Source organism: Dyella sp., from assembly GCF_035277725.1.
GTDB lineage: Bacteria > Pseudomonadota > Gammaproteobacteria > Xanthomonadales > Rhodanobacteraceae > Dyella_B.
The window spans coordinates 1-19917 of the sequence record NZ_DATEJY010000074.1; the positions used below are offsets into that span (position 1 = coordinate 1).

Below are 19917 nucleotides of genomic sequence, written 5' to 3' on the forward strand. Positions count from 1 at the left end.
GCGCCCATGCCTGTTTCCGAATCGCTGTCGAGCCAGACCGAAGCCGTCCGCAGCTTCAATCGCTTTTACACGCGCCAGATCGGCGTGCTCGACGAGGGGCTGCTGGCCAGCCCCTACACCTTGACGCAGGCGCGCGTGCTATTCGAATTGGGTACGCGCAAAGGCGTGACGGCAAGCGAAATCGGCGAGCTGCTGGGATTGGATGCGGGGTATCTCAGCCGCATGGTGCAAGGTTTCATGACGCAAGGCCTGCTGACGCGGAAACCTTCCAAAGAGGACGGCCGCCAATGGCTGCTGTCGCTGACGACCGAAGGGCGCAAAGCGTTTCGCGAATTGGATCGCATGTCGCATCGGCTCACCGAATCCCACTTGTCCCGTCTTTCGGAACCAGGACGCCAGCGCCTGCTGGCATCGATGCAGGAAGTGCAGCGACTGCTCTCGCCCGCCAACGGCAGCAACAAGGTAGTGGTTCGCACGCACCGCATCGGCGACATCGGCTGGGCGATCGAACGCCACGGCCGGCTTTATGCCGATGAATTCGGTTGGAACGGTGAATTCGAAGCCTTGGTCGCCATGTTGTTTGCGCAGTTCGCCAGCAAGCATGATCCGGCCAGGGAGCGCATGTGGGTCGCCGACGTGGATGGCGAACGCGCGGGCTGTGTGTTCGTGGTGCGCAATGCAGATGATCCTTCCGTTGCGCAACTGCGCTGCCTGCTGGTCGATCCGAAAGCGCGCGGCCTTGGCATCGGCAAACGACTGGTCGATGCGTGCATCCGCTTTGCGGCCGAAGCGGGCTATTCAAAGATGCTGCTATGGACCAACGATGTGCTGGTTTCCGCGCGCCGCATCTACCAGGCCACCGGCTTTGCGCTGGTGTCGGAGCAACGGCATCACAGCTTTGGCCATGATCTGGTAGGGCAGGTGTGGGAGCGTTCACTCCCATAAAACCCGGCCTCAAGCGGGAAAAATGTGCTTTATACGTGGCACTTAGCGGCAAATGTGTCATATACGACACATGACCGCCCTTCCACTCACCCGCCTGGGCCAAGCCATCCGCAGCATGCGCCAGCATCGCGGGCTTACGCAGCAGGCGCTTGCGGCCCGTGCCGGCGTCCCGCGGCGAAAAGTCATTGAAGGGGAACAGGGCTCCCCCCGCGTAGCCATCGAAACCTATGCCAGGGTTGTGGATGCCGTCGGCGGTGAGCTGGCCGTTGCCCCGGCTCGGCGGCCCACCTTTGAAGAGCTGAAAGATATCTTCCCCGATGAAGACTAAGGCGTTCGAGCATTTGCGCGTCGGCACACCGCAGGGTGACGCGGGCGTTTTGTCGCGCGAAGTGGGAACGTATTTCTTCCAGTACCACCCATCCATCCCGCCGGCGGCCGAAGTCAGCCTGACCATGCCGTACCGGATGGAGCAATACCGCAGCGAGCAACTGTTTCCCTTGTTCGAGATGAACATGCCGGAAGGCTACGTTCTGGAGGCATTGCGCAATCGCTTTGCCAAAGCAGGTCGGTTCGATCCCATGCTGTTGCTGGCGTTGACCGGTCGCGAGGCGGCCATCGGCCGCGTCATGGTTGACGCGCCGGAGCTGCCGTCCGATGACTCTGGCAAAGGCGTACCGCTCGCGCAGATTCTCGCCTGGGATGGTGCGGAAGACCTGTTTGCCGAACTCTCGCGCAGATATCTGCGACGAACGGGCGTATCCGGCGTTCAACCCAAATTGCTCGTGCCGGAGGAAATGCCCGAGGGCGCCTATGGAAAGGCCGCCCCCACAACACGCGAGCTGATCGTCAAAAGCGCGGACGACAAATTTCCCGGCCTGGCCGTCAACGAGTTTGTCTGCATGAGCATCGCCAAGGCGGCGAGTATTCCCGTGCCGGAGTTCCATCTCTCGGAAAACCGGCAGTTGTTCGTGACGCGGCGCTTCGACCGCACCGCCGAAGGGGCGGCCTTGGGGTTCGAAGACATGGCCGTTCTGATGGGCAGATCCACGACCGACAAGTACAAGAGCAGCTACAGCCAGATCGCCACGGCATTGAATATGTTCTGCGCGCCGGAGCACAAGGCGCAGGCATCAGCGCAGCTATTCGATCAAGTCGTGCTGTCCTGCATCGTTGGCAATGGCGATGCGCACCTGAAGAATTTCGGCGTGCTGTATACCCATCCCTTGGCCGGCGACGTTCGCATGGCACCGGCCTACGACATCGTCAACACCACCACTTACATTCCCGAGGATGGGCTTGCACTGTCGTTGAAGGGCACACGCAACCTGTTTCTTGCCCGGGTGGAACTCATGGTATTCGCCCAGGACTGTGGCATCGGCAACCCACGCGAGCGCATCGTCAACATCCTGGCGGTCTGCGAGACGACGCTCGCCGTCCATGCAGCGTTGCTTGAAGACTTTCCGGAACTTGAAGCCGCCATCCGGCGCGGGTTGGAACAATTCCTAGTCACTTATGCTTGAGCAACGCCACGTAAGCTGGGATGAAAATGTAGGCTGGGGTGAGCGGAATGCGAACCCCACCATTCCGGAGGCTTGCAGGCCATGTTGGGGTTCGGCGAGCCTCACCCCAACCTACGTTCATCCCAGCCTACATGGCTGTCACATCAGCTTGAACAGCTTCCCCGGCACGTTCTGAAAGCCGGTGGCGCTCGCCAGCATGGTGCCGCGCTGATACGAGAAATTCTTGTCCGTGGTCGGCTGGAAGAATTCGATGAAATCAAGGCTGCGCTTGCCGAGCACGAAGCCGCCGATCAATGGCGGATTGACGGCATACATCATCGGCACCAATGCCATCATCGAGCTGGCAGGTACGCCGATCAGGTGTTCTTCCAGATCGCCGCTTTGCTGGCTGTGTTGCGGGTAGAACCACAGCGGGGTGCTGATGAAAAGGAAGGCGTTTTCGCCCATGCTGGTGAGCAGGGTGCGCAGCAGCCACTTGGCGGTTTCGGCGTTGAGATGCTCGATCACGTCGAGCAGGCAGATGATGTTGTAGCTGGCAAGACGATCGGAAGGAATGCTTTGCGCCAGGCCGTGCCAGGCGTTGCGATAAATCTTTCGCTCGAACAGAGACGGGTTATTGAAAGCGCCTTCGAAACCGTCCACCGCATCGACCGACCAATGCTGGGTCGCCGGGTGGCTCTTGAGCAATTCGCCCAGGCCACCCTTGCCGAAGCCGATATCCAGCACTTCGACGTCGGCGGCGTTGTCCTGCATGATGTGGAAGATCAGCTCTTTCGGCGCCGCCGATTCGCCACCTGGCACCAGCTGCGTGTCGACGGTATCGATCTGTTGATAGTCTTTGAGAACTTGCCGCAGCATGACGTGGCCTTGGGTAAATAAATCGATTAACGCAGGTAGTCGAACAGGCTGGTGCCCTGGATCTTGGCGAACACCTGCTGCGACGCCTGCAACGCCGTGGATTGCAGCGAGAGATTGCTGATGGCCGAGGCCATGTCGACGTTCTGCACGTCGGACAGGGCGCTCTTGTAGGTGATGCTGAGGTCGGAATAGGCGCTGCTCTGCTGCTGCAGCGTATCGATGCGGCTGCCGACGGAAACCTGCGCATTGGACACGGCATTCATCGACTGGTTGAGCGATTCAAGCTGGCGGTTGAGCGTGTTGGTGATGGACGTCGAACTGCCGCCGCTCTGCAGGGCGGTGATCATGTTGTTGAGCGTGGTGAACACGTCCTGCGTGTTCGATGCGTTGTCCGACTGCACCTTGACCGTGTCGCCCGCGTTCGGCGTGCCGCTCATGTTGATGGTGATGCCGTTGAAGCTGATGCTGCCGCCATCGGTATAGCTGCCGGTAACCGGGTTGCCGCTGCTGTCGGTGACCGGATTGCCGGCCGCGTCGGTCACGCTGTAGGTCCCGTTAGCGCCGAAGGTGATGGTGTCGTTGACCGGTCCGGATGCGGTTGCGGCACTCCATGCCGCGGTATTGGTAACACTATTGGAGCCCACCACCAGCGTGCCGGTGTTGCTGCTGGTCGCGCTGGCCACGAACGAGCCGTTGCCCGCCGCCAGGTTCATGAAGATGTCGCTGCCGGAATCGCTGCTGGCGACCTGCAAGCCGCTACCGATCGCGGTAAAGGATTGCTGGTCGTTGCCCGCATACGTGACCGCGCCCGTACTGGTGTTCGACACGAACGGCGTATTGGTGGTGCTGGTTCCTGCAAACAGTGCCTGGCCGTTGCCATCGGTAGTATTGGCAAGCTGCACCAGCTGATCGCGGTATTGCGTCAGCTGCGTGGCCATGTTGTTGAGATCGGCGGACGACATGGCGCCGTTGATCGCGCCCAGGGCAATGTCGTTCACGCTGCTCAGCAGATTGTTGACGGTGGTGAGCGTGGTCGATTCGGTCGAAAGACGCGTATTGGCCGCATTGATGTTGCTGCCGTACTGCGTGTTCTGCGCAAGGATGTGGCTGAGCTGCACCACTTGCGCGGCGCCGGTGGGATTGTCCGACGCCACGTTGATGGCATTGCCGGTGCTGATTTCGTTTTGCGTCTGCGCCAGCGCACTTTGCTGGTCGAGCATGGTGTTGAGCTGCTGCTGGTACATCCAGGAAGTCGAGATGCGCATCGTAAAACCCTGCTCTTAGCCGTTCTGAAGGGCGGTGATCAGACTGGTGAAGATCTGCTCGGCGGTGGAGATCACTTGCGCCGAAGCCTGGTAAGCCTGCTGGAACTGCACCATGTTGGCCGCCTCCTGGTTGAGGTTGACGCCGGCATAGCTCTGCTGCGTGCCCATGGCCTGGTTGTAGATATTCGTTTGCGTCGTGAGATCGGCGCTGGCCAAGCTACCGGCGCTGCCGATCTGCGCGGTGAGGTTGGCGTAGTTGGCGATCACCGAGGTTTTGCCCCCATTGGTCACGCCGCTATTGGACAACGCAGCCAATGACAGCGCATTGCTGTTGTCGTTGAGGCCATTGGTATTGGCTGCCACCTTGAACGTGTCGCCGCTGGCGGGTGCGCCGGTCAGGCTCAGGCTCCAACCATCGGCGGTGATCGGTTGTCCCGACGTGTACGTGCCGGTGGTGGTATTACCTGCGCCATCGGTAATCGAGTAATTGCCACCCGCGCCGAACGTGATGGTGGCACCCGCAAGCAGATTGCTGTTCGCCGAATTGGTCACGCTGACCGAACCCGCTTTGCCGGTACCGGTGTTGCTCGTGCCTGCCGACGCCGTCAGCGCGGCAGCGGCGGCAATGCCGCTCGGATCGGTCATCGCGACCGACAGCGACGTCGATGCACTGCGCGTCGGTTCGATTTCGTAGCTGTCACCGGTCTGCGCCGTGCCCGATACGCTGAAGGTGAGGCCATCCGCGAACAGCGTGCCGTTGCCGTTGGCGGTAAGCGCCACGTTCTGGCCGCTCGTTGTCGATAGCGTCCAGCCGTTGGTGCCGGTACCTGCACCGGTGTAGCGCAGCAGGTAGTCGGACGTGGTGAGCTGCGATACGTTGCTTACCGATGCTGCTACCGTTGCACCGCCAGAAGCATTTTTGCTCGACGGCAGCACCGTTGGCGAGCCGAGGCTGAAAATGGGCTGGCCTTGTTGGCCGTTGAGATCCAGGCCCGCTGCCTGCTGACCGTTGACGCTGGTCGCCAGTGCAATCGCCGATTGCCCCAGCGCGTTTTGCGCAGGCTGCAGCACGGTATCGCGATAGTTCACCAACGCACCCAGCGTGCCGCCGCTCAGCTGCGAGGTGATGTCGTTGCCGGCGCTGTCGTACACATCGGTGCTGCCTGGATCGTATTGATTGGCGCCACTGGACAGCGCATACGATTGTGCGCCGCTTACCAACGTGCCGCCGGCCGAGGTGTAGACGCTGATCGAGCCGTCGCTGTTGGTCGATGCCGAAATACCGGTCAGCCCGGACAACTGCTGTACCAGCGTGTCACGTTGATCGAGCAACGCATTCGGATTGCCGGTGCTGCCGGCCTGCAGGATCTGGTTGTTGAGCTTGGCGATCTGCGACGCCAGCGTGTTGATGCTGCCGACCGTACCGCCGATCTGTTGATTGACCTGCGCCGACTGCGTGCTGAGCTGCTGGCCGAGCGTGTTGAACACTTGGGTCAGCGAGGAAGCGCTGCCCAGCGCTGCTTGCCGCACCGAGGATGAACTCGGCGAATTGGCCACGCTGCTGAAGCCGCTGTAGAGATTGTCCAGCGCCGTCTGCAGGTTGCCGCTGTTGGCGAGAAAGCCGTTGAGCGCGGTGGTGAGCGTATTGGTGGTGGTCGCACCCTGCAGGTTGCTGTTGCTGCTCCACACCGCCTGCGTCAGGTATTGGCTGTAGGCACGCTGCACAGCCGTGACGTTCACGCCGGAGCCGATCGTGTACTGGCCGTTGCTTTGCCCGATCGTTTCCGACTGCAGCACGCTTTCTTCGCTGTAGCCGCTGGTGCTGGCGTTGGCGATGTTGTTGCTGACCGTGCTCAGCGCGACCTGGGCCGCGTTGAGACCGGAAATGCCGATGTTGAGGATGCTGGACATGGAGTGGGCATTTCCTTGGGTCAGTAACGGATTTGCCGTGCCGTCATGCCGGCCTGCGCCGGAATGATGGCGGCGAGAAAGGGTGATACCCGTCGGCTAGTCATAAATTCGGCACCCCCACCGATTTCTTGAGCGCATCCAGGGCCTGCCGCATGACGCTGCTGTTGGCGATGGCCGCCACCTTGCCGGCGTACGACGGGTCGGTGGCATAGCCGCCCTCGACCAACGCGCGGGCATAGCCCAGCACGTCGTCGCCGTGGCCGAGCGCGCTGGCGTAGCGCGGGTCCTTGCCGATCAGGTCGGCGTAGTCGGCCAGCGATTCGGCCGTCGATTGATAGGAACGGAATTGCGCCTGCTTGCGGACGGCAATGCCGCCTTCGTATTCCACCGTCGGCACGTTCACGCGCGAACCGCCCCAGCCACCGCCGGCCTTGATGCCGAACAGGTTGAAGCTGCTGCTGCCGTCGGCATGCGTGGGCATGTGCTTGCCCCATTGCGTTTCCAGTGCAGCCTGCGCCAGCACGGTGCGCACCGACAAGCCCAGTTCCTTCGCCACGATGCTGGCCTGCGGCGCGAGTTCGCGCACGAAGGCTTCGGCATCCTGCGGCACCCATGCCAGCGCCTTGCGCGCCGCCGATTGCGTGGCATCGGCGAGGTCGAACAAGCGTTGCTTCCAGTTGTCGACGAGGCCGGCAGCATTCGGGTCTACCCCGCCAGTCTTGCTCGCATCGCCTTGGCCATGGCCGCCGAGCTGATGGATCAGCAAATCGGCAATGCCCAGCCCTTTGCCATGCTGGGAAAGATTCAGTGAAAGCTGCTGGTCATACATGTCCTGCCAGGCATCGGTGGCCTGGCTTTCGAACAAGGGATCGCCGAAGTTCGCCTCGCGCATCGACTTCAGCAGCATCTCGGTGAACATCGACTCGAATTGCTTGGCGACGGCTGGCAACGCGGCATTGCTGTCGGTATCGGCTTGATGGCGCAGCGCGCTGAACCCGGACAGGTCGGTCCAGGTATTCAGTGTTTGGGCCGCGACGTTGCCGATGTCAGCCATTAGATCACCGTCGAACGCGCAGGCTGGGATGACAATCCCAGCATGTTTGGGTTTGGCGAAGCTGGGATTTCATCCCAGCCTACGTGATGTGCAAGGTTGCTCATCAGATCACTACCAGGTCGGCATGCAAGGCGCCGGCTTGTTTCAGCGCCTCGAGAATCGAGATCAGATCCGTCGGCGTCGCGCCCACCTGATTCACTGCGCGCACGATGGAATCCAGGCTGACGCCGGGACCGAACTTGAACATATGCGCGCCTTGTTGTGTCACCGACACCGAACTGTTCGGCACCACCTGCGTGGTCCCGTTGCTGAAAGGACCGGGCTGGCTGACCTGCGGCTGCTCGCTGATGGTCACCTGGATCGAACCATGCGCCACCGCGGCCGCCGTCACGCGTACGTCCGCGCCAATCACTACCGTGCCGGTGCGCGAGTTGACGATCACGCGCGCGGGCGCTTCACCCGGATCGACATCCAGCGCTTCGATCGCACCCAGCCACGCGACTTTCTGGCTGGGATCAACCGGCCCGCGCACGGATACCGAACCACCATCCAGCGCATGCGCCGTGCCGGAGCCATACAAATGGTTGATGGCATCGACGATATGGTTGGCGGTGGCGTAGTCGGCCGTGTTGAGATTCAACACGATGTCGCCGCCATGACTGAAAGAATTCGGCACGGTGCGTTCGACCGACGCGCCATTCGGAATGCGGCCGCTGGCGGAAATATTGATCTGCACGCTGGAACCACTGCGGCCCGTTGCACTGACGCCACCGACCACGACGCTGCCTTGTGCGATGGCGTAGACGTTGCCGTCGGCGCCACGCAACGGCGACATCAATAGTTCGCCACCGCGCAGGCTCTTGGCATTGCCGATCGAAGCCACTGTGATATCGATGGTCTGTCCCGGTTTGGCGAACGGCGGCAGCTCGGCCGTGATCGTGACAGCGGCGACGTCTTTCAGCTGCGGCTGGATGCCGGTGGAAGGAATCGACACGCCGAATTGCTTCAGCATGTTTTCCAGGCTTTGCGTGGTGAACGGTGCCTGCGTGGTCTGGTCGCCGGTGCCGTCCAGGCCCACGACCAGGCCGTAGCCGACCAGTTGGTTGCTGCGCACGCCGGCGACTTGCACGAGGTCGCGGATTTTGTCGGCGTGGGCGGGGGCCGATGGGATCAGGCCCAACAGCAAGACTAATGTCGCGACGATGCCAATCACTCCCTCTCCCCTCCGGGGAGAGGGTTGGGGTGAGGGGCCGCTCTTGCCGCCAAACTCACTTTTATCGCGACTGAAGATTTGCATCGGTTGTACTCGAAATTAAATAGGTTTCCCGCCAGATTCGCCCCTCACCCCAGCCCTCTCCCCGGAGGGGAGAGGGAGTCAACGGCTCAGAACGGCATCCACTTCGAATTGAAAAACTTCGCCAACCACCCTTGCGTATTCGCTTCGTTCAAGGTGCCGCGGCCGGTATAAGTGATGTTGGCATCGGCCACACGCGTGGAATCAACTGAGTTGTCCTGCGCAATATCCTCAGGACGCACGATGCCGGAGATGCGGATCAGCTCCTGGCCCTGGTTGATGGTCAGCCACTTCTCGCCGCGCACCAGCAAGCCGCCGTTGGACAGGCGCTTGGCGACCGTCACGGTGATCTGGCCACTCAATTGATTGCTCTGCGTGCTGCTGCCGGCGCCGTCGAAACTGTTGGCGGAATTGAGCGAGGAATTGGCCGACTGCCCTGCAATGCGCAGCGACTGCCCGAGGATCTGCGGCGCGCCTACATTGACCTTGTCGGTCTTGCTGGTGGTGGTTTCGGATTTCTTGCTCGCCTGCATCGACTCGACCAGGTTGATCGTCAGGATGTCGCCGACGCGATGCGCGCGCGCATCGTTGAACAGTTCCATGTTCTGCATGTCGTGATAGATCGAGCCATCCGGCGGCGGCGGCGAGGTTTCCTCCACCGGCGCGGTGGCGGCCCACTTCGCGTCATCCTGTTTCTGGTGCTCCTGGATGGCGCCGCAACCGGCCAGCGCGGCGGCAAGCAGCGAGAGCGAGGCGATGCGCAGCAACATGGACGAATAAGACATAAATCACCATCAAGTCTTGTTGATCACGAACTGCAACATGTCGTCCACGGCGCTGATCGACTTGGAGTTCATTTCATAGGTACGTTGGGCCTGGATCATGTTCACCATCTCCTCCACCACGTTGGTGTTGGACGATTCCAGCGAGCCTTGCGCGAGCGTGCCCATGCCGTTGATGCCGGGCTGCCCGGTCTGTGCCGTGCCGCTGGATTGGGTTTCCAGGTAGAGGTTCTGTCCCATCGGCTGCAGGCCGGCGGGATTGATGAAATTGGCAAGCTGGATCACGCCCAGCGTGGTGGATGCGGTGGAACCGTTGCTGGTGGCGCTGACCGTGCCATCGGTGCCGATGGTGACGCTGTTGACGTTCGCCGGCAGCGTGATCGCCGGCACCAGCGGATAGCCATCGGCGGTAACAAGCTGGCCGGTGGAATCTTCATGCAGCGAACCATCGCGCGTGTAGGCGACGGTGCCATCGGGCATGGTCACCTGCAGGAAACCGTTGCCTTGAATGGCGACGTCGAGCGAATTGCCGGTCTGCGTGATCGCGCCTTGCGTAAAGAGTTTTTCGCTGCCAACGACTTTCACGCCGGTGCCCAGCAGCAAGCCGGACGGCGCTTCTGTCTGCTGCGTGGTCTGGCTGCCGGGCTGGCCTTCGTTCTGGTACATCAGATCCTGGAACGACGCGCGCGAGGTTTTGAAACCGGTGGTGCTGGCGTTCGCCAGGTTGTTGGAGATCACGTCCATCTGCGTCTGCTGCGCATCCAGGCCGGTCTTTGCGATCCAGAGAGAAGAGAACATGACTTACTCCGAGATAGGCGTGCGCGAGGCAGGTTGGGGTGCGAACCCCAACGTCGCCATGCCTGGAAAGTGATGATGTTGGGGTTGCCACCCCAACCTGCGTGCGGCGAAGAGGAACGTGTTGCGAGTTGGATGCATAACCTGGCCTCTCAACTGTTCTGCAACAACTTGGTGCTGTCATCCGCGTCGTCTTCCGCGGTCTTGATCGAACGCACCTGCATTTCGTACTGGCGCGACAGCGAAATCATCTTCACCAGTTCGGACGATGGATTGACGTTGCTCGCCTCCAGCGCACCGGAGGTCACCGTCACCGTGCTGTCGGTATCGGCGGTGCTGCCGTCGTTCATATGCATCAGGCCATCCGCGCCCTCGCTCATCTGCGTGGGATCCGGATTGACCAGCTTGATCTGTCCCACCGCGGCAATCGTGTTTGGCCCCTGCCCCATCGGCACGGTGGAAAGGGTGCCGTCGTTGCCGATGGCGATTTTCGCGGCATCAGGAATGGTGATCGGACCACCCGAACCCATCACCGGATTGCCGCGCGCATCGGTGAGGCTGCCATCCGGGCCTAACTGCAGATCACCGGCGCGTGTGTATGCTTCCGTACCGTCCGGCGCCTGCACGGCAATCCAGCCCGGACCGTTTACCGCAACATCCAGCGAACGGCCGGTGTGCTGGATCGTGCCTTGGGTGTCGTCCTGTCCCACACCTTGCGCCACCGCGTTGATGCGCGTGCTAGCGCCGGGCCCAAGCACCGGCACGCTTTGAAATGCACTCAGCTCGCTCTTGAAACCGGTGGTGGATGCGTTGGCCAGGTTGTGGCTTACCGCATCCTGCGCACGCATCGTCTGCGTGGCACCAGTCATGGCGATGTAGATGGAACGGTCCATACGTTACTTATCCGCGGCTAACAGCCTGGAACAACGTCTGCGACAGCGAATTCACCGTGCCCAGCATCTGCGAATTCGCTTCGTAGTCCTGCTGCGCCTGGATCATGTTGACCAGCTGCGCGGTGGTGTCGGAGGTGTTGGAGGTTTCCAACTGGCCCTGCTCGATGTTGCCGAACTGGCCGACGCTCGCCGTACCGAGCACCGCCGTGCCGGACGATTGCGTCGCCAGCCAGCGGTTGTTGCCCACTTGCTGCAGGCCCTGCAGGTTGGCGAAGTTGGCCACCGCGATCTGGCCGAGCTGGCTGGTCTGGTTGTTGGAGTAGACCGCCGTAACGATGCCGTCGGTACCGATTTCCACGTTTTCCAGCACGCCGGCTTCGAAGCCGTTCTGGTTGATCGTGCCTGGTGCGTACGCCGTGCCGAACTGCGTGCTGTTGGCCACGTTCAAGGTCATGGTGGCGGGGAACGTGGCGCCATTGGTGGGCTGCACCGGCGTGAAGCTGAGATTGCCATTGGCCGGCGTGACCAGCGTACCGGCGCTGTTGAACGTCATCGCTGCCGTGCCGGCGCTGTTGCCGTCGATGTAGAGATTCGCGTTCCAGGTGTTGTTGGCGGTCTTGACGTAGTACACCGTCGCCGAGTGCGAACCGCCCTGCGAGTCGTACACGGTCAGCGTCGATGCGTTGTTATAGCTGTTCGTATCGGTCGGGCTGAAGGGTGTGTCAGTCGGCAACGATGCACCTGCCGGCAGGTTGGAGCTGACGGTGATCGTACTGGTCGGCGTCGCCGCACTCTGCGCGGTATTGAGCTGCAGATTGGTCAGCGTGCTGGTGTTGAAACCACCTGCCGCATTCGGCGGATAAACCTGCAGTTTCGAGCCATCGGCAGTCACCACGTTGCCGTTGGCGTCTTCATGAAAAGCGCCATCGCGCGTGTACTGATCGCCGGTGCCGTTGTTGACGATGAAGAAACCGTTGCCGCTGAGCGCCATGTCCAGGCTGCCGTTGGTGGTTTCCAGGTCACCCTGCGAGAAGCCTTGCGCCACGCCGGTAAGTTCCGCGCCGCTGCCCACGGCTACCGAGCTCAAGTTGAGGCCGGTCACCGCATACACTTCGGAGAACTGTGCGGTGGATCCCTTGAAGCCCACGGTGCCCGCGTTGGCGATGTTGTTGGAAATGACGTTCAACTGGTCCTGGGCTGCGTTGATGCCACTGAGCGCCTGATTGAGAGCCATGCTGTTGGTACCCCCTGATGAGTGACGGTGCGCGATCGCGTCGTCAGTTGATCTGTGCGACCTGGCTCAGCGGCACGCCGCCGATACCCGCCACTTGCAAATACGTACCCGTGCTGCTGCCGCCGTAACCGACACCCGTTACCGCACCGGCCACGTAAGTGGTGAGTGCGGCGCTCTTACCGCCGCTGTTGGCCGATACGCTATAGGTGCCATTGGCCACGGCGTTGCCGCTGCTGTCCTTGCCGTTCCAGGTGAACGAGGAAAGGCCGGCCGGCTGCGTGCCGAGATCGATGGTGTTGACCACGTTGCCGTTGGTGTCCTTGATGGTGACCACCACATCGCCAGCCGTACTGACGTTTACGCCGCCGTTGACCGAGCTGCCGCTGTAGGTGAGTGCGTTCGACGGCACCAGTACCTGGCGACCGACCAGGCTGGCGGAACTCAACACCTGCGCACTTTGCGCATTGGCGCTGATGTTGCTGCTCAAGCCGGTAAGGCTGCTCTGGATGTTCTGCAAGGTGCCGAGCTGCGCGAATTGCGCCATTTCGGCTGCCATCTGCGAGTTGTCCATCGGCTTGGTCGGATCCTGCGAGGTGAGCTGCGTGGTCAGCAGCTGCAGGAAGTCGGACTGCGACATGATCGAGCCGCTCGGCGTGCTAGTCACCGTGCTGCCGGTGAGGCTCAGGCCTGAAGCGGAATAACTGTTGGTGCTGCTGCCTACGGCGCTCATGCTCAGCTACCCAGGTTGATGGTTTTGATCATGAGCTGCTTGGTGGTGTTCATCACTTCCACGTTGTTCTGATACGAACGCGACGCGGAAATCATGTTCACCAGCTCATCGATCGGATTGACGTTGCTGCCATAGACGAAACCGTTGGCATCCGCCATCGGATTGCCCGGTTCGTAATGCGATTCCACCGGCTGCTGGCTTTCGGTAACACCGGCCATGCGCACGCCGACATTGGCGTTGGCATCGCCTTCCACTGCGCCGCTTTGTTGCTGCAGTACCGGCGCGAACATCAGTTCCTTCGCTTTATAGGCGTTATTGGGACTGCTGCTGACGCTGTCGGCGTTGGCGAGATTGCTGGCGACGGTGTTGAGCCGCAGCGATTCGGCGGACATGCCGGAACCGGCGGTATCGAAGATCTTCATCAGGGACATCAACTTTGTCCTCCACCATTGATGGCCAGGCGCAGCTGCTGGATCGTGCTGTTGATGAAGCTCAGGCTGGCCTGGTAATGCACCATGTTGCTGGCGAATGCGGACTGCTCCACCTGCGCATCGACGGTGTTGCCGTCCATGCTCGGTTGCAGTGGCGTGCGGTATTTCAGGCTATCGGCCGATTCGCTGCTGCTCGTCATCTGGCCCGCCGTCGGCGTGTTCAAGGCCAGCGACGGCGAAGGCTCGCCGCTCGCTTGCTGCAACACCTGGCGGAAGTCGACGTCGCGCGCCTTGTAATCGGGCGTGTCGGCGTTGGCGATGTTCGACGCAATCACTTCGGAACGGCGCTGCCACACATCCAGTGCCTGGCCACTCAAACCGAACACGTTGTCGAGAAGATTGCTCATGAATGCGTCCCCGCGGCCGATAACCGCCTGCGGAGGGGTTTGAGCAAGTTGCATGCCACGGCTTGACAACGCCGTGCAAACCGCTTGGCAAAGCCATTTGCGGTGATTTACGCCAGGTGCGCACGGCGTGTGGCGACGTTATACCGGCGCGTCGGGACGGATTCCCGACATCACGGTTGCAGCGCAGGCGCCGTCAATTTGTTGACGGGTCCATCAGCTCAAGCACGGTTTTCGCCAGGAGATCCGGCTGGAATTTCGCGATGAAGCGATCGGCACCGACATCGCGTACCAAAGCTTCATTGAAGACGCCACTTAAAGAACTATGCAGCACTACCTTGAGCTGACGCAGCGCAGGTGTTTCACGGATCGCGCGCGTCAACGCATAGCCATCCAGGCGCGGCATCTCGATATCCGAAATCACCAGCGCGATGCGGTCGCTGTCGCTTTCCATCATGTTGGTGAGCAGTTCCAGCGCTTCCTGGCCATCCTGCGCAATGATGCAATCGATGTTGACCTGCTTGAACAGGTTGATCAGACGCCCGCGCGCCACCACCGAATCGTCCACCACCATGATGCGGCGCGTCGGCAGCTGGCGCAGCCCGGCCTGCTGTTGCAGATGCGGCGAGATCTCGGTCGCCACCTCTTCGATGCTGGCCAGCACGTGCTCCACGTCGATCACCGCCATCAGCTGGCCGTCGATGCGGCTGACCGCGTTGACGCGATGGCCGAAACCGAGCGTCACCGATGGCGCCTCCAGCGATTCGCCGGTGCAATGCACGATGCGCTGGAAATCCGCCACCAGAAAACCCTGCATGGAACGGCTGAACTCGGTCACCACCACGTGCGCGGTAGCAACGTTGGCCAACGGGGCGTACCCCATCGCCGTCGCCAGATCGATCACCGGAATGGTCTTGCCGCGGTAGTCGAAGCTTCCCGCCAGCCACTCGTGCATGCCTGGCAGTTTTTCCATCACTGGCTTGCGCAGCACTTCGCGCACCTTGAAAACATTGATGCCGAACAACTGCTTGTCACCCAGGCGGAACAGCAACATCGCGACGCGATTGTGGCCGGCCAGGCGGGTATGGCTTTCCACGCTGTCGAGGAGCGCCGTTGTGCTCATGGGTTTGCTACGTGATGGCGATCATCGGCTATCGGCCAGTGCGGACCGCACTTGAGCGTAGGTTGGGGTTCGCACCCCAACCTACGTGGCACATCGTTTGCTTCCTCAACTTTCGCACGCCGCCGCCGATCTCAAGGCATCTATAAATGGAACGTCGCAAACCATGAGTCTGATCCGCAGCCAGCATCTGGCCGCTCTCCTTCAAGCCGCACTGGCCGGCAACGAAGCCGAGGTTTCGCGCTTGAGCCGCAAGCATCCCGGCATTGCCGCGCTGCTCGCGCCGGTGTTCGCGCGGCTGGCGCCGCGTGCGCCGGCCGTGGTGGCCTTGCAGTCGCTGGAACAACAAAGCCTGGTACTGACGCATGCGCAGACGCTGCATCGCGAACAGTCCGCGCTGGAACAATCGATTGGCGAAACCCGCGACAGCGTCGGACAGTTGACGGACGGCAGCGCCGGTATGTCGTCGACCCTGCAGCAGGCGCAAGGCGGCGTCGAGCAGGCGGCCAAGGCCGGCGAGCAGAGTTCGGCCAACGTCAGCGAATTGAACGGGCAGCTGCGCCTGTTGCGCAGCGCGCTGTCCGCCATGAATCAAAGCCAGAGCCTGCTGACCGCACAGGTGGCGCAAATTCGTGCGCTTACCACCAGCGTGCAGGACATCGCCCATCAAACCAACCTGGTCGCCTTGAACGCCGCCATCGAAGCGGCGCGTGCCGGCGATGCAGGCCGCGGCTTTGCCGTGGTGGCGGATGAGGTGAAGCAGTTGGCGGAGAAAACCGCGCAGGCGACGGCGGAAATTGAAACCGTCACCAGTTCGATCGGCGAGTTCTCGCTGCAGATGAACGACAACGTGCAACAGAGCCTGCAACGCCTGGAGCGCGCACAGACCGGCGTCAACGCCACCGAACGCACGCTGCAGCAAGGTGGCGAAACACTGCAGGGCGCAGGCGAGCGTTTGCGTTCGCTACGCGATAGCCAGGATGGTGCGCAGGTGCGCGCCACCGCCTTGAAAGCCACGCTGGGCGCCTTGCAGCGCCGCGCGTATGAAGCCCGCCGCCACGGCGAGGCGCTCGGCCGCGCGGCGGCACTCGCGCATCGCCTGTGCCTGGGCTGGCTGGAAGGCGAAAGCGGCAACGACACCGCCAGCCTCAGCCTGACCGTGCGCGAATCGGTGATCGGTTTGCGCCAGAGCATGGAACTGGCGCTGCAGGAACCCACCTCGCTCGATCGGCGCTGGTTCGATACCGACGTATTGAAGCGCAGCCTGGATCGATTGACGGCACGGCACGGCAACCATCCTTCCAGCGCCAGCCTGCATGCATCCGCGGTGCGCCTGCGCGAACACGGCGAGGCGTTTCTGGAATTGCTCGGCAACGGGCAGTTCGAACAGGCCGCGCAGATGTCCGAGAAATTGGAGAGCGAGCGCGAGGCGATCAATAGCCAGCTCGCGACGATCTTGGCTGGCGAGGGTGCATGAGGTTTTGGCGTGCCTCGTATTGCGTAGGTTGGGGTGCGAACCCCAACATGGCCATGCGTTCGGCGCGCACGACTCTCTCCCCTGCCCTCGTGGAATCAAAACTCGTCATTCCGGCGCACGCCGGAATCCGGTCAAAAATTCGTGCGCAGCACACGACATACAAAGTGTTGTGTGCTGCGCACCACGTACTTCACTGGATTCCGGCTTTCGCCGGAATGACGAATGAAGAATCTCGGGCGACCGGAACATCCACACGTTCCCAGCCTATGCGCGCATTTTTCACCGTGATGGCATGGCTGGCACTCACCACCCCCGCCCACGCCGACACCACCGCCGACGATCTGCGCACCGCCGCCGAACAAGCCGTCCGCACGCAATACGGCACCGCCGGCAGCCGCGTCGTCATCATGCCGACACGGCTCAATCCGCGTTTGCATTTCGCCGCCTGCCCGCATGCCTTGCAGACGCATCTACCGATGCGCCAAGGCATTCCGTCGCGCGTGGCCGTCGCCGTCAGCTGCTCCGGCGCTCCCGGCTGGAGCATCCAGGTGCCGGTGCAGATGCAGGTATTCCACAACGTGTTGGTCACCAGCCATCCGATGGCGCGCGGCGACATTCCCGGCCCGGGCGACGTGCATAGCGAGGAACGCGACGTGGCACGGCTCGGCTATGGCTATATCGAAAGCCTCGACCAGATCCTGGGCCACTCGCTGGGCCGGCCTCTGATCGCCGGCGTGGTGTTGGAACCCGGCGATTTCAACGGTCGGGAGACCGTGCATTCCGGCGAGGAAGTGGAATTGGTGGCCCAAGTGGACGGCATCGAGGTGCGTACCCACGGCATGGCCCTGGACGGCGGGGACACCGGCGCCCGCCTGAGGGTCCGTAATGACAATTCCGGCCGAATAATCAATGGCGTAGTGATTGGGGAAGGCCAGGTGAAAGCCCTCCCTTGAGGACGCTCCGACCTATTCCGCGCAGGCGTCACCGGCCCTGTCTGTGCGCATATCTTCGGTGCGTTGGCTCGAAAGACGGCCAGTCTGCCTTCGCCAACGCCCCTATGATGTGCACACAGACAGAACCGGTGCCGCCTACGTGTAATAGGTCAGAGCATCCTAAACGTTGGACGAACCTACATACTGGAGGGCGATCGGCGCATTCAAGTTTTTCCGGGAGACGCCGATACCCCTACCGAGGCATATCGAGAGAACGCCAAGAACCATGAATACAACCATCTCGTCCAACGGCTTGCCGCAGCTCCCGCTCGCGACGACCAACGCCGAAAACAGCGCCGCCCAGACTGCCACGGCGACGCCATCGGCCAGCTCCTCGGTATCGCAGACCGATGACAGCGTGCACCTGACCGATTCGGCCCGTGCCCTGCAGCAGGCCAGCAGCGCCAACGCGCCGGTCGACACCCACAAGGTGGAGCAGATCAAGCAGCAGCTGGCCGCCGGCACCTACAAGGTCAACGCGCACGCCATCGCCAACAGCCTGGTGTCGCTGGAAGGCCAGATCGGCGGCGGCAAGTAAAGAAGCCCATGCCATGAGCCCGAATCTGCAGGCTGAACTCGGTGCCGCACTGCGCGCCGTCCTGGACGAGATGAGCGCGACCACCTCGCAACTCATCACGGTGCTGGACGAGGAACGCGAAGCGCTGAACGTCGCCGACGCCAAAGCGCTCAACCGCTCGGGCGAAGCCAAGCAGATGCTGATGCGCCGGCTCGAACAACTCGATGTGGAACGCCTGCACCTGTGCAGCACGTCCACCGAAGCCGCGCAGCAGGTCGAGACGCAATGGCAGGAACTGTTGAAGTCGCTGACGGTGTGCCGCGACAAGAATCAACGCAACGGCGCGCTGGTCGGGCAACGCCTGACACAGGTACGGCGTGCGCTGGCGGTGCTTACCGGCAGCGACACGCAAACCGGCACTTACGGCCAGAACGGCGCGCTGCAGGATACGCATCGATCGGTGCAGCTCGCGCAGGCATGACGCTTTTCCGGGCACCGTGATCCAGGTGCCCATCTCGTAGCAGTCGTTTCACCACAAAAAAGTTCGGTATTCATGCCATGACGACGAGTACAGCTGCCTCCGCCACCAAGCCCTCGGCCAACGACGCCAGCACGCTCAGCGACATGCTGCTGCCGGTGGTGCGCAGCCCGATGCTGGACCGCGAGGAAGAGCTGTTCGCCTACGAGTTGATCTTTTACCGACAGGGCGCCGGCACCGATGCCGATACCACCCTGGTGGGCGGCGTCCTTTCCGGCATCACCGACGGCGCGATCACGCGATTGGTGCGCGGCAACCGCGCCTTCATGCGCCTGCCGCGCAAATTGCTGCTGGAAGAAACCGACATCCTCGCGCACACACCGCGCCTGGGCGTGATCGTGCATCCGATCTATGTGCGCGACGCCGCTGTGTTGCAGCGGCTGCAACAACTGGCTTTGCGCAAATGTCCGCTGTTACTCGACTTGGGCGACACCGATCCCAATGCCAGCGAACCGCATGGCGCACTGGAACCGCTGCTGCGCCTGGCCAGCTATGTACGCCTGGATGCGAAGGCACTCGATGCCGATACCTTGGCCCGCCGCTGCAAGCAATTGTTCGAGCGCGGTATCGGCGTGATCGCCGGCAACGTCGACGATCACCATACCTATGCGCGCTGCAAGGAACTGCCGTTCCAGGCGATCCAAGGCCGCTACCTGCTGGTGCCGCAACAGATCGAAGTGCCGGTACTCACACCCAGCCGCCTCAGCATGCTGCGCTTGATGAGCGCACTGCAGGACAGCAACGCCGGCCCGGTGGAACTGGGGGACATCATCCGCGACGACGCCGTGCTCAGCTACAAGCTGCTGGGTTGCGTGAACTCCGCTTATTTCGCGCTGCCGCGGCAGCTGAAGTCGATCCAGCAGGCAGCGATTTTTTTCGGCGTGGCCCGCCTGCGCAACTGGATCTACACCATGGCCCTGGCCAGCACCGACGACCGTCCGCCGGAGCTGCTGCGCACCGCACTGATCCGCGCACACATGTGCGAAAAGCTGGCGCAAGGCATGCCATCCGGCCAACAGGAAATGGCCTTCATGGCCGGCCTGCTGTCACTGCTCGATACGCTGCTGTGCGCACCGATGGAATTCGTGCTGAGCCATCTACCGCTGGCGCCGGAAATCCGCGACGCCCTGGTGGAAGACCGCGGCCCGTTCGCGCCC

General features: G+C 62.0%; 21 protein-coding genes. 8 read left to right on the forward strand and 13 right to left on the reverse strand.

Going from position 1 to position 19917, the window contains the following annotated elements; genetic code table 11:
- The 3 genes from VJR68_RS07390 to VJR68_RS07400 form a co-directional block, all read left to right on the forward strand.
- Window positions 1-945, forward strand: a 945-nt coding sequence (locus VJR68_RS07390) for a helix-turn-helix domain-containing GNAT family N-acetyltransferase (RefSeq protein ID WP_324147016.1), incomplete at its 5' end; no start/stop codon positions are given.
- Between the two features lie 70 nt (window positions 946-1015).
- On the forward strand, window positions 1016-1273 hold the full coding sequence (locus tag VJR68_RS07395; RefSeq protein WP_324147017.1) for a helix-turn-helix domain-containing protein: 258 nt from the start codon (window positions 1016-1018) through the stop codon (window positions 1271-1273).
- The gene (locus VJR68_RS07400) at window positions 1263-2465 is read left to right on the forward strand and encodes a type II toxin-antitoxin system HipA family toxin (RefSeq protein WP_324147018.1); all 1203 of its coding nucleotides are present in this window, start codon (window positions 1263-1265) and stop codon (window positions 2463-2465) included. Before VJR68_RS07395 ends, VJR68_RS07400 begins: the two co-directional genes overlap by 11 nt.
- Before the next feature lie 138 nt (window positions 2466-2603).
- Here the strand turns inward: VJR68_RS07400 and VJR68_RS07405 are convergent, their stop codons facing one another.
- The 13 genes from VJR68_RS07405 to VJR68_RS07465 form a co-directional block, all read right to left on the reverse strand.
- A complete protein-coding gene (locus VJR68_RS07405) occupies window positions 2604-3323 on the reverse strand; it encodes a methyltransferase domain-containing protein (RefSeq protein WP_324147019.1) in 720 nt (239 codons plus the stop codon).
- Between the two features lie 26 nt (window positions 3324-3349).
- Complete coding sequence (flgL, locus tag VJR68_RS07410; protein WP_324147020.1) at window positions 3350-4588, reverse strand: flagellar hook-associated protein FlgL; 1239 nt, start codon at window positions 4586-4588, stop codon at window positions 3350-3352.
- A 15-nt stretch (window positions 4589-4603) separates the two neighbouring features.
- Window positions 4604-6499: a flagellar hook-associated protein FlgK gene (flgK, locus tag VJR68_RS07415; protein WP_324147021.1), complete on the reverse strand. Its 1896-nt coding sequence runs from the start codon at window positions 6497-6499 to the stop codon at window positions 4604-4606.
- 100 nt (window positions 6500-6599) lie between these two features.
- Entirely contained in the window at window positions 6600-7553 is a 954-nt protein-coding gene (gene flgJ / locus VJR68_RS07420; protein WP_324147022.1) for a flagellar assembly peptidoglycan hydrolase FlgJ, read from the reverse strand.
- Window positions 7554-7656: 103 nt separating this feature from the next.
- Window positions 7657-8757, reverse strand: a complete 1101-nt coding sequence (locus VJR68_RS07425; protein WP_324147037.1) for a flagellar basal body P-ring protein FlgI — start codon at window positions 8755-8757, stop codon at window positions 7657-7659.
- Window positions 8758-8936: 179 nt separating this feature from the next.
- Window positions 8937-9632, reverse strand: a complete 696-nt coding sequence (gene flgH / locus VJR68_RS07430; protein WP_324147023.1) for a flagellar basal body L-ring protein FlgH — start codon at window positions 9630-9632, stop codon at window positions 8937-8939.
- 9 nt (window positions 9633-9641) lie between these two features.
- On the reverse strand, window positions 9642-10427 hold the full coding sequence (gene flgG / locus VJR68_RS07435) for a flagellar basal-body rod protein FlgG (RefSeq protein ID WP_324147024.1): 786 nt from the start codon (window positions 10425-10427) through the stop codon (window positions 9642-9644).
- A 149-nt stretch (window positions 10428-10576) separates the two neighbouring features.
- Window positions 10577-11317, reverse strand: coding sequence for a flagellar basal-body rod protein FlgF (flgF, locus tag VJR68_RS07440; RefSeq protein WP_324147025.1), 741 nt, complete (start codon window positions 11315-11317; stop codon window positions 10577-10579).
- 7 nt (window positions 11318-11324) lie between these two features.
- On the reverse strand, window positions 11325-12551 hold the full coding sequence (locus VJR68_RS07445; protein WP_324147026.1) for a flagellar hook protein FlgE: 1227 nt from the start codon (window positions 12549-12551) through the stop codon (window positions 11325-11327).
- A gap of 43 nt (window positions 12552-12594) precedes the next feature.
- Window positions 12595-13281, reverse strand: a complete 687-nt coding sequence (locus VJR68_RS07450) for a flagellar hook assembly protein FlgD (protein ID WP_324147027.1) — start codon at window positions 13279-13281, stop codon at window positions 12595-12597.
- 2 nt (window positions 13282-13283) lie between these two features.
- A complete protein-coding gene (flgC, locus tag VJR68_RS07455; protein ID WP_324147028.1) occupies window positions 13284-13712 on the reverse strand; it encodes a flagellar basal body rod protein FlgC in 429 nt (142 codons plus the stop codon).
- The gene (flgB, locus tag VJR68_RS07460) at window positions 13712-14119 is read right to left on the reverse strand and encodes a flagellar basal body rod protein FlgB (protein ID WP_324147030.1); all 408 of its coding nucleotides are present in this window, start codon (window positions 14117-14119) and stop codon (window positions 13712-13714) included. The genes flgC and flgB overlap by 1 nt, the downstream gene beginning before the upstream one ends.
- A 193-nt stretch (window positions 14120-14312) precedes the next feature.
- On the reverse strand, window positions 14313-15239 hold the full coding sequence (locus tag VJR68_RS07465) for a chemotaxis protein (RefSeq protein ID WP_324147031.1): 927 nt from the start codon (window positions 15237-15239) through the stop codon (window positions 14313-14315).
- A gap of 163 nt (window positions 15240-15402) precedes the next feature.
- On the opposite strand from VJR68_RS07465, the gene VJR68_RS07470 reads away from it, so the two are divergent.
- The 5 genes from VJR68_RS07470 to VJR68_RS07490 form a co-directional block, all read left to right on the forward strand.
- On the forward strand, window positions 15403-16713 hold the full coding sequence (locus tag VJR68_RS07470; protein WP_324147032.1) for a methyl-accepting chemotaxis protein: 1311 nt from the start codon (window positions 15403-15405) through the stop codon (window positions 16711-16713).
- A gap of 266 nt (window positions 16714-16979) precedes the next feature.
- Window positions 16980-17666: a flagellar basal body P-ring formation chaperone FlgA gene (gene flgA / locus VJR68_RS07475; protein WP_324147033.1), complete on the forward strand. Its 687-nt coding sequence runs from the start codon at window positions 16980-16982 to the stop codon at window positions 17664-17666.
- A gap of 265 nt (window positions 17667-17931) precedes the next feature.
- Complete coding sequence (flgM, locus tag VJR68_RS07480; RefSeq protein ID WP_324147034.1) at window positions 17932-18243, forward strand: flagellar biosynthesis anti-sigma factor FlgM; 312 nt, start codon at window positions 17932-17934, stop codon at window positions 18241-18243.
- A 13-nt stretch (window positions 18244-18256) separates the two neighbouring features.
- Window positions 18257-18703, forward strand: a complete 447-nt coding sequence (locus tag VJR68_RS07485) for a flagellar protein FlgN (RefSeq protein WP_324147035.1) — start codon at window positions 18257-18259, stop codon at window positions 18701-18703.
- Window positions 18704-18780: 77 nt separating this feature from the next.
- The coding region (locus VJR68_RS07490) for an EAL and HDOD domain-containing protein (RefSeq protein ID WP_324147036.1) at window positions 18781-19917 on the forward strand (1137 nt) is incomplete at its 3' end.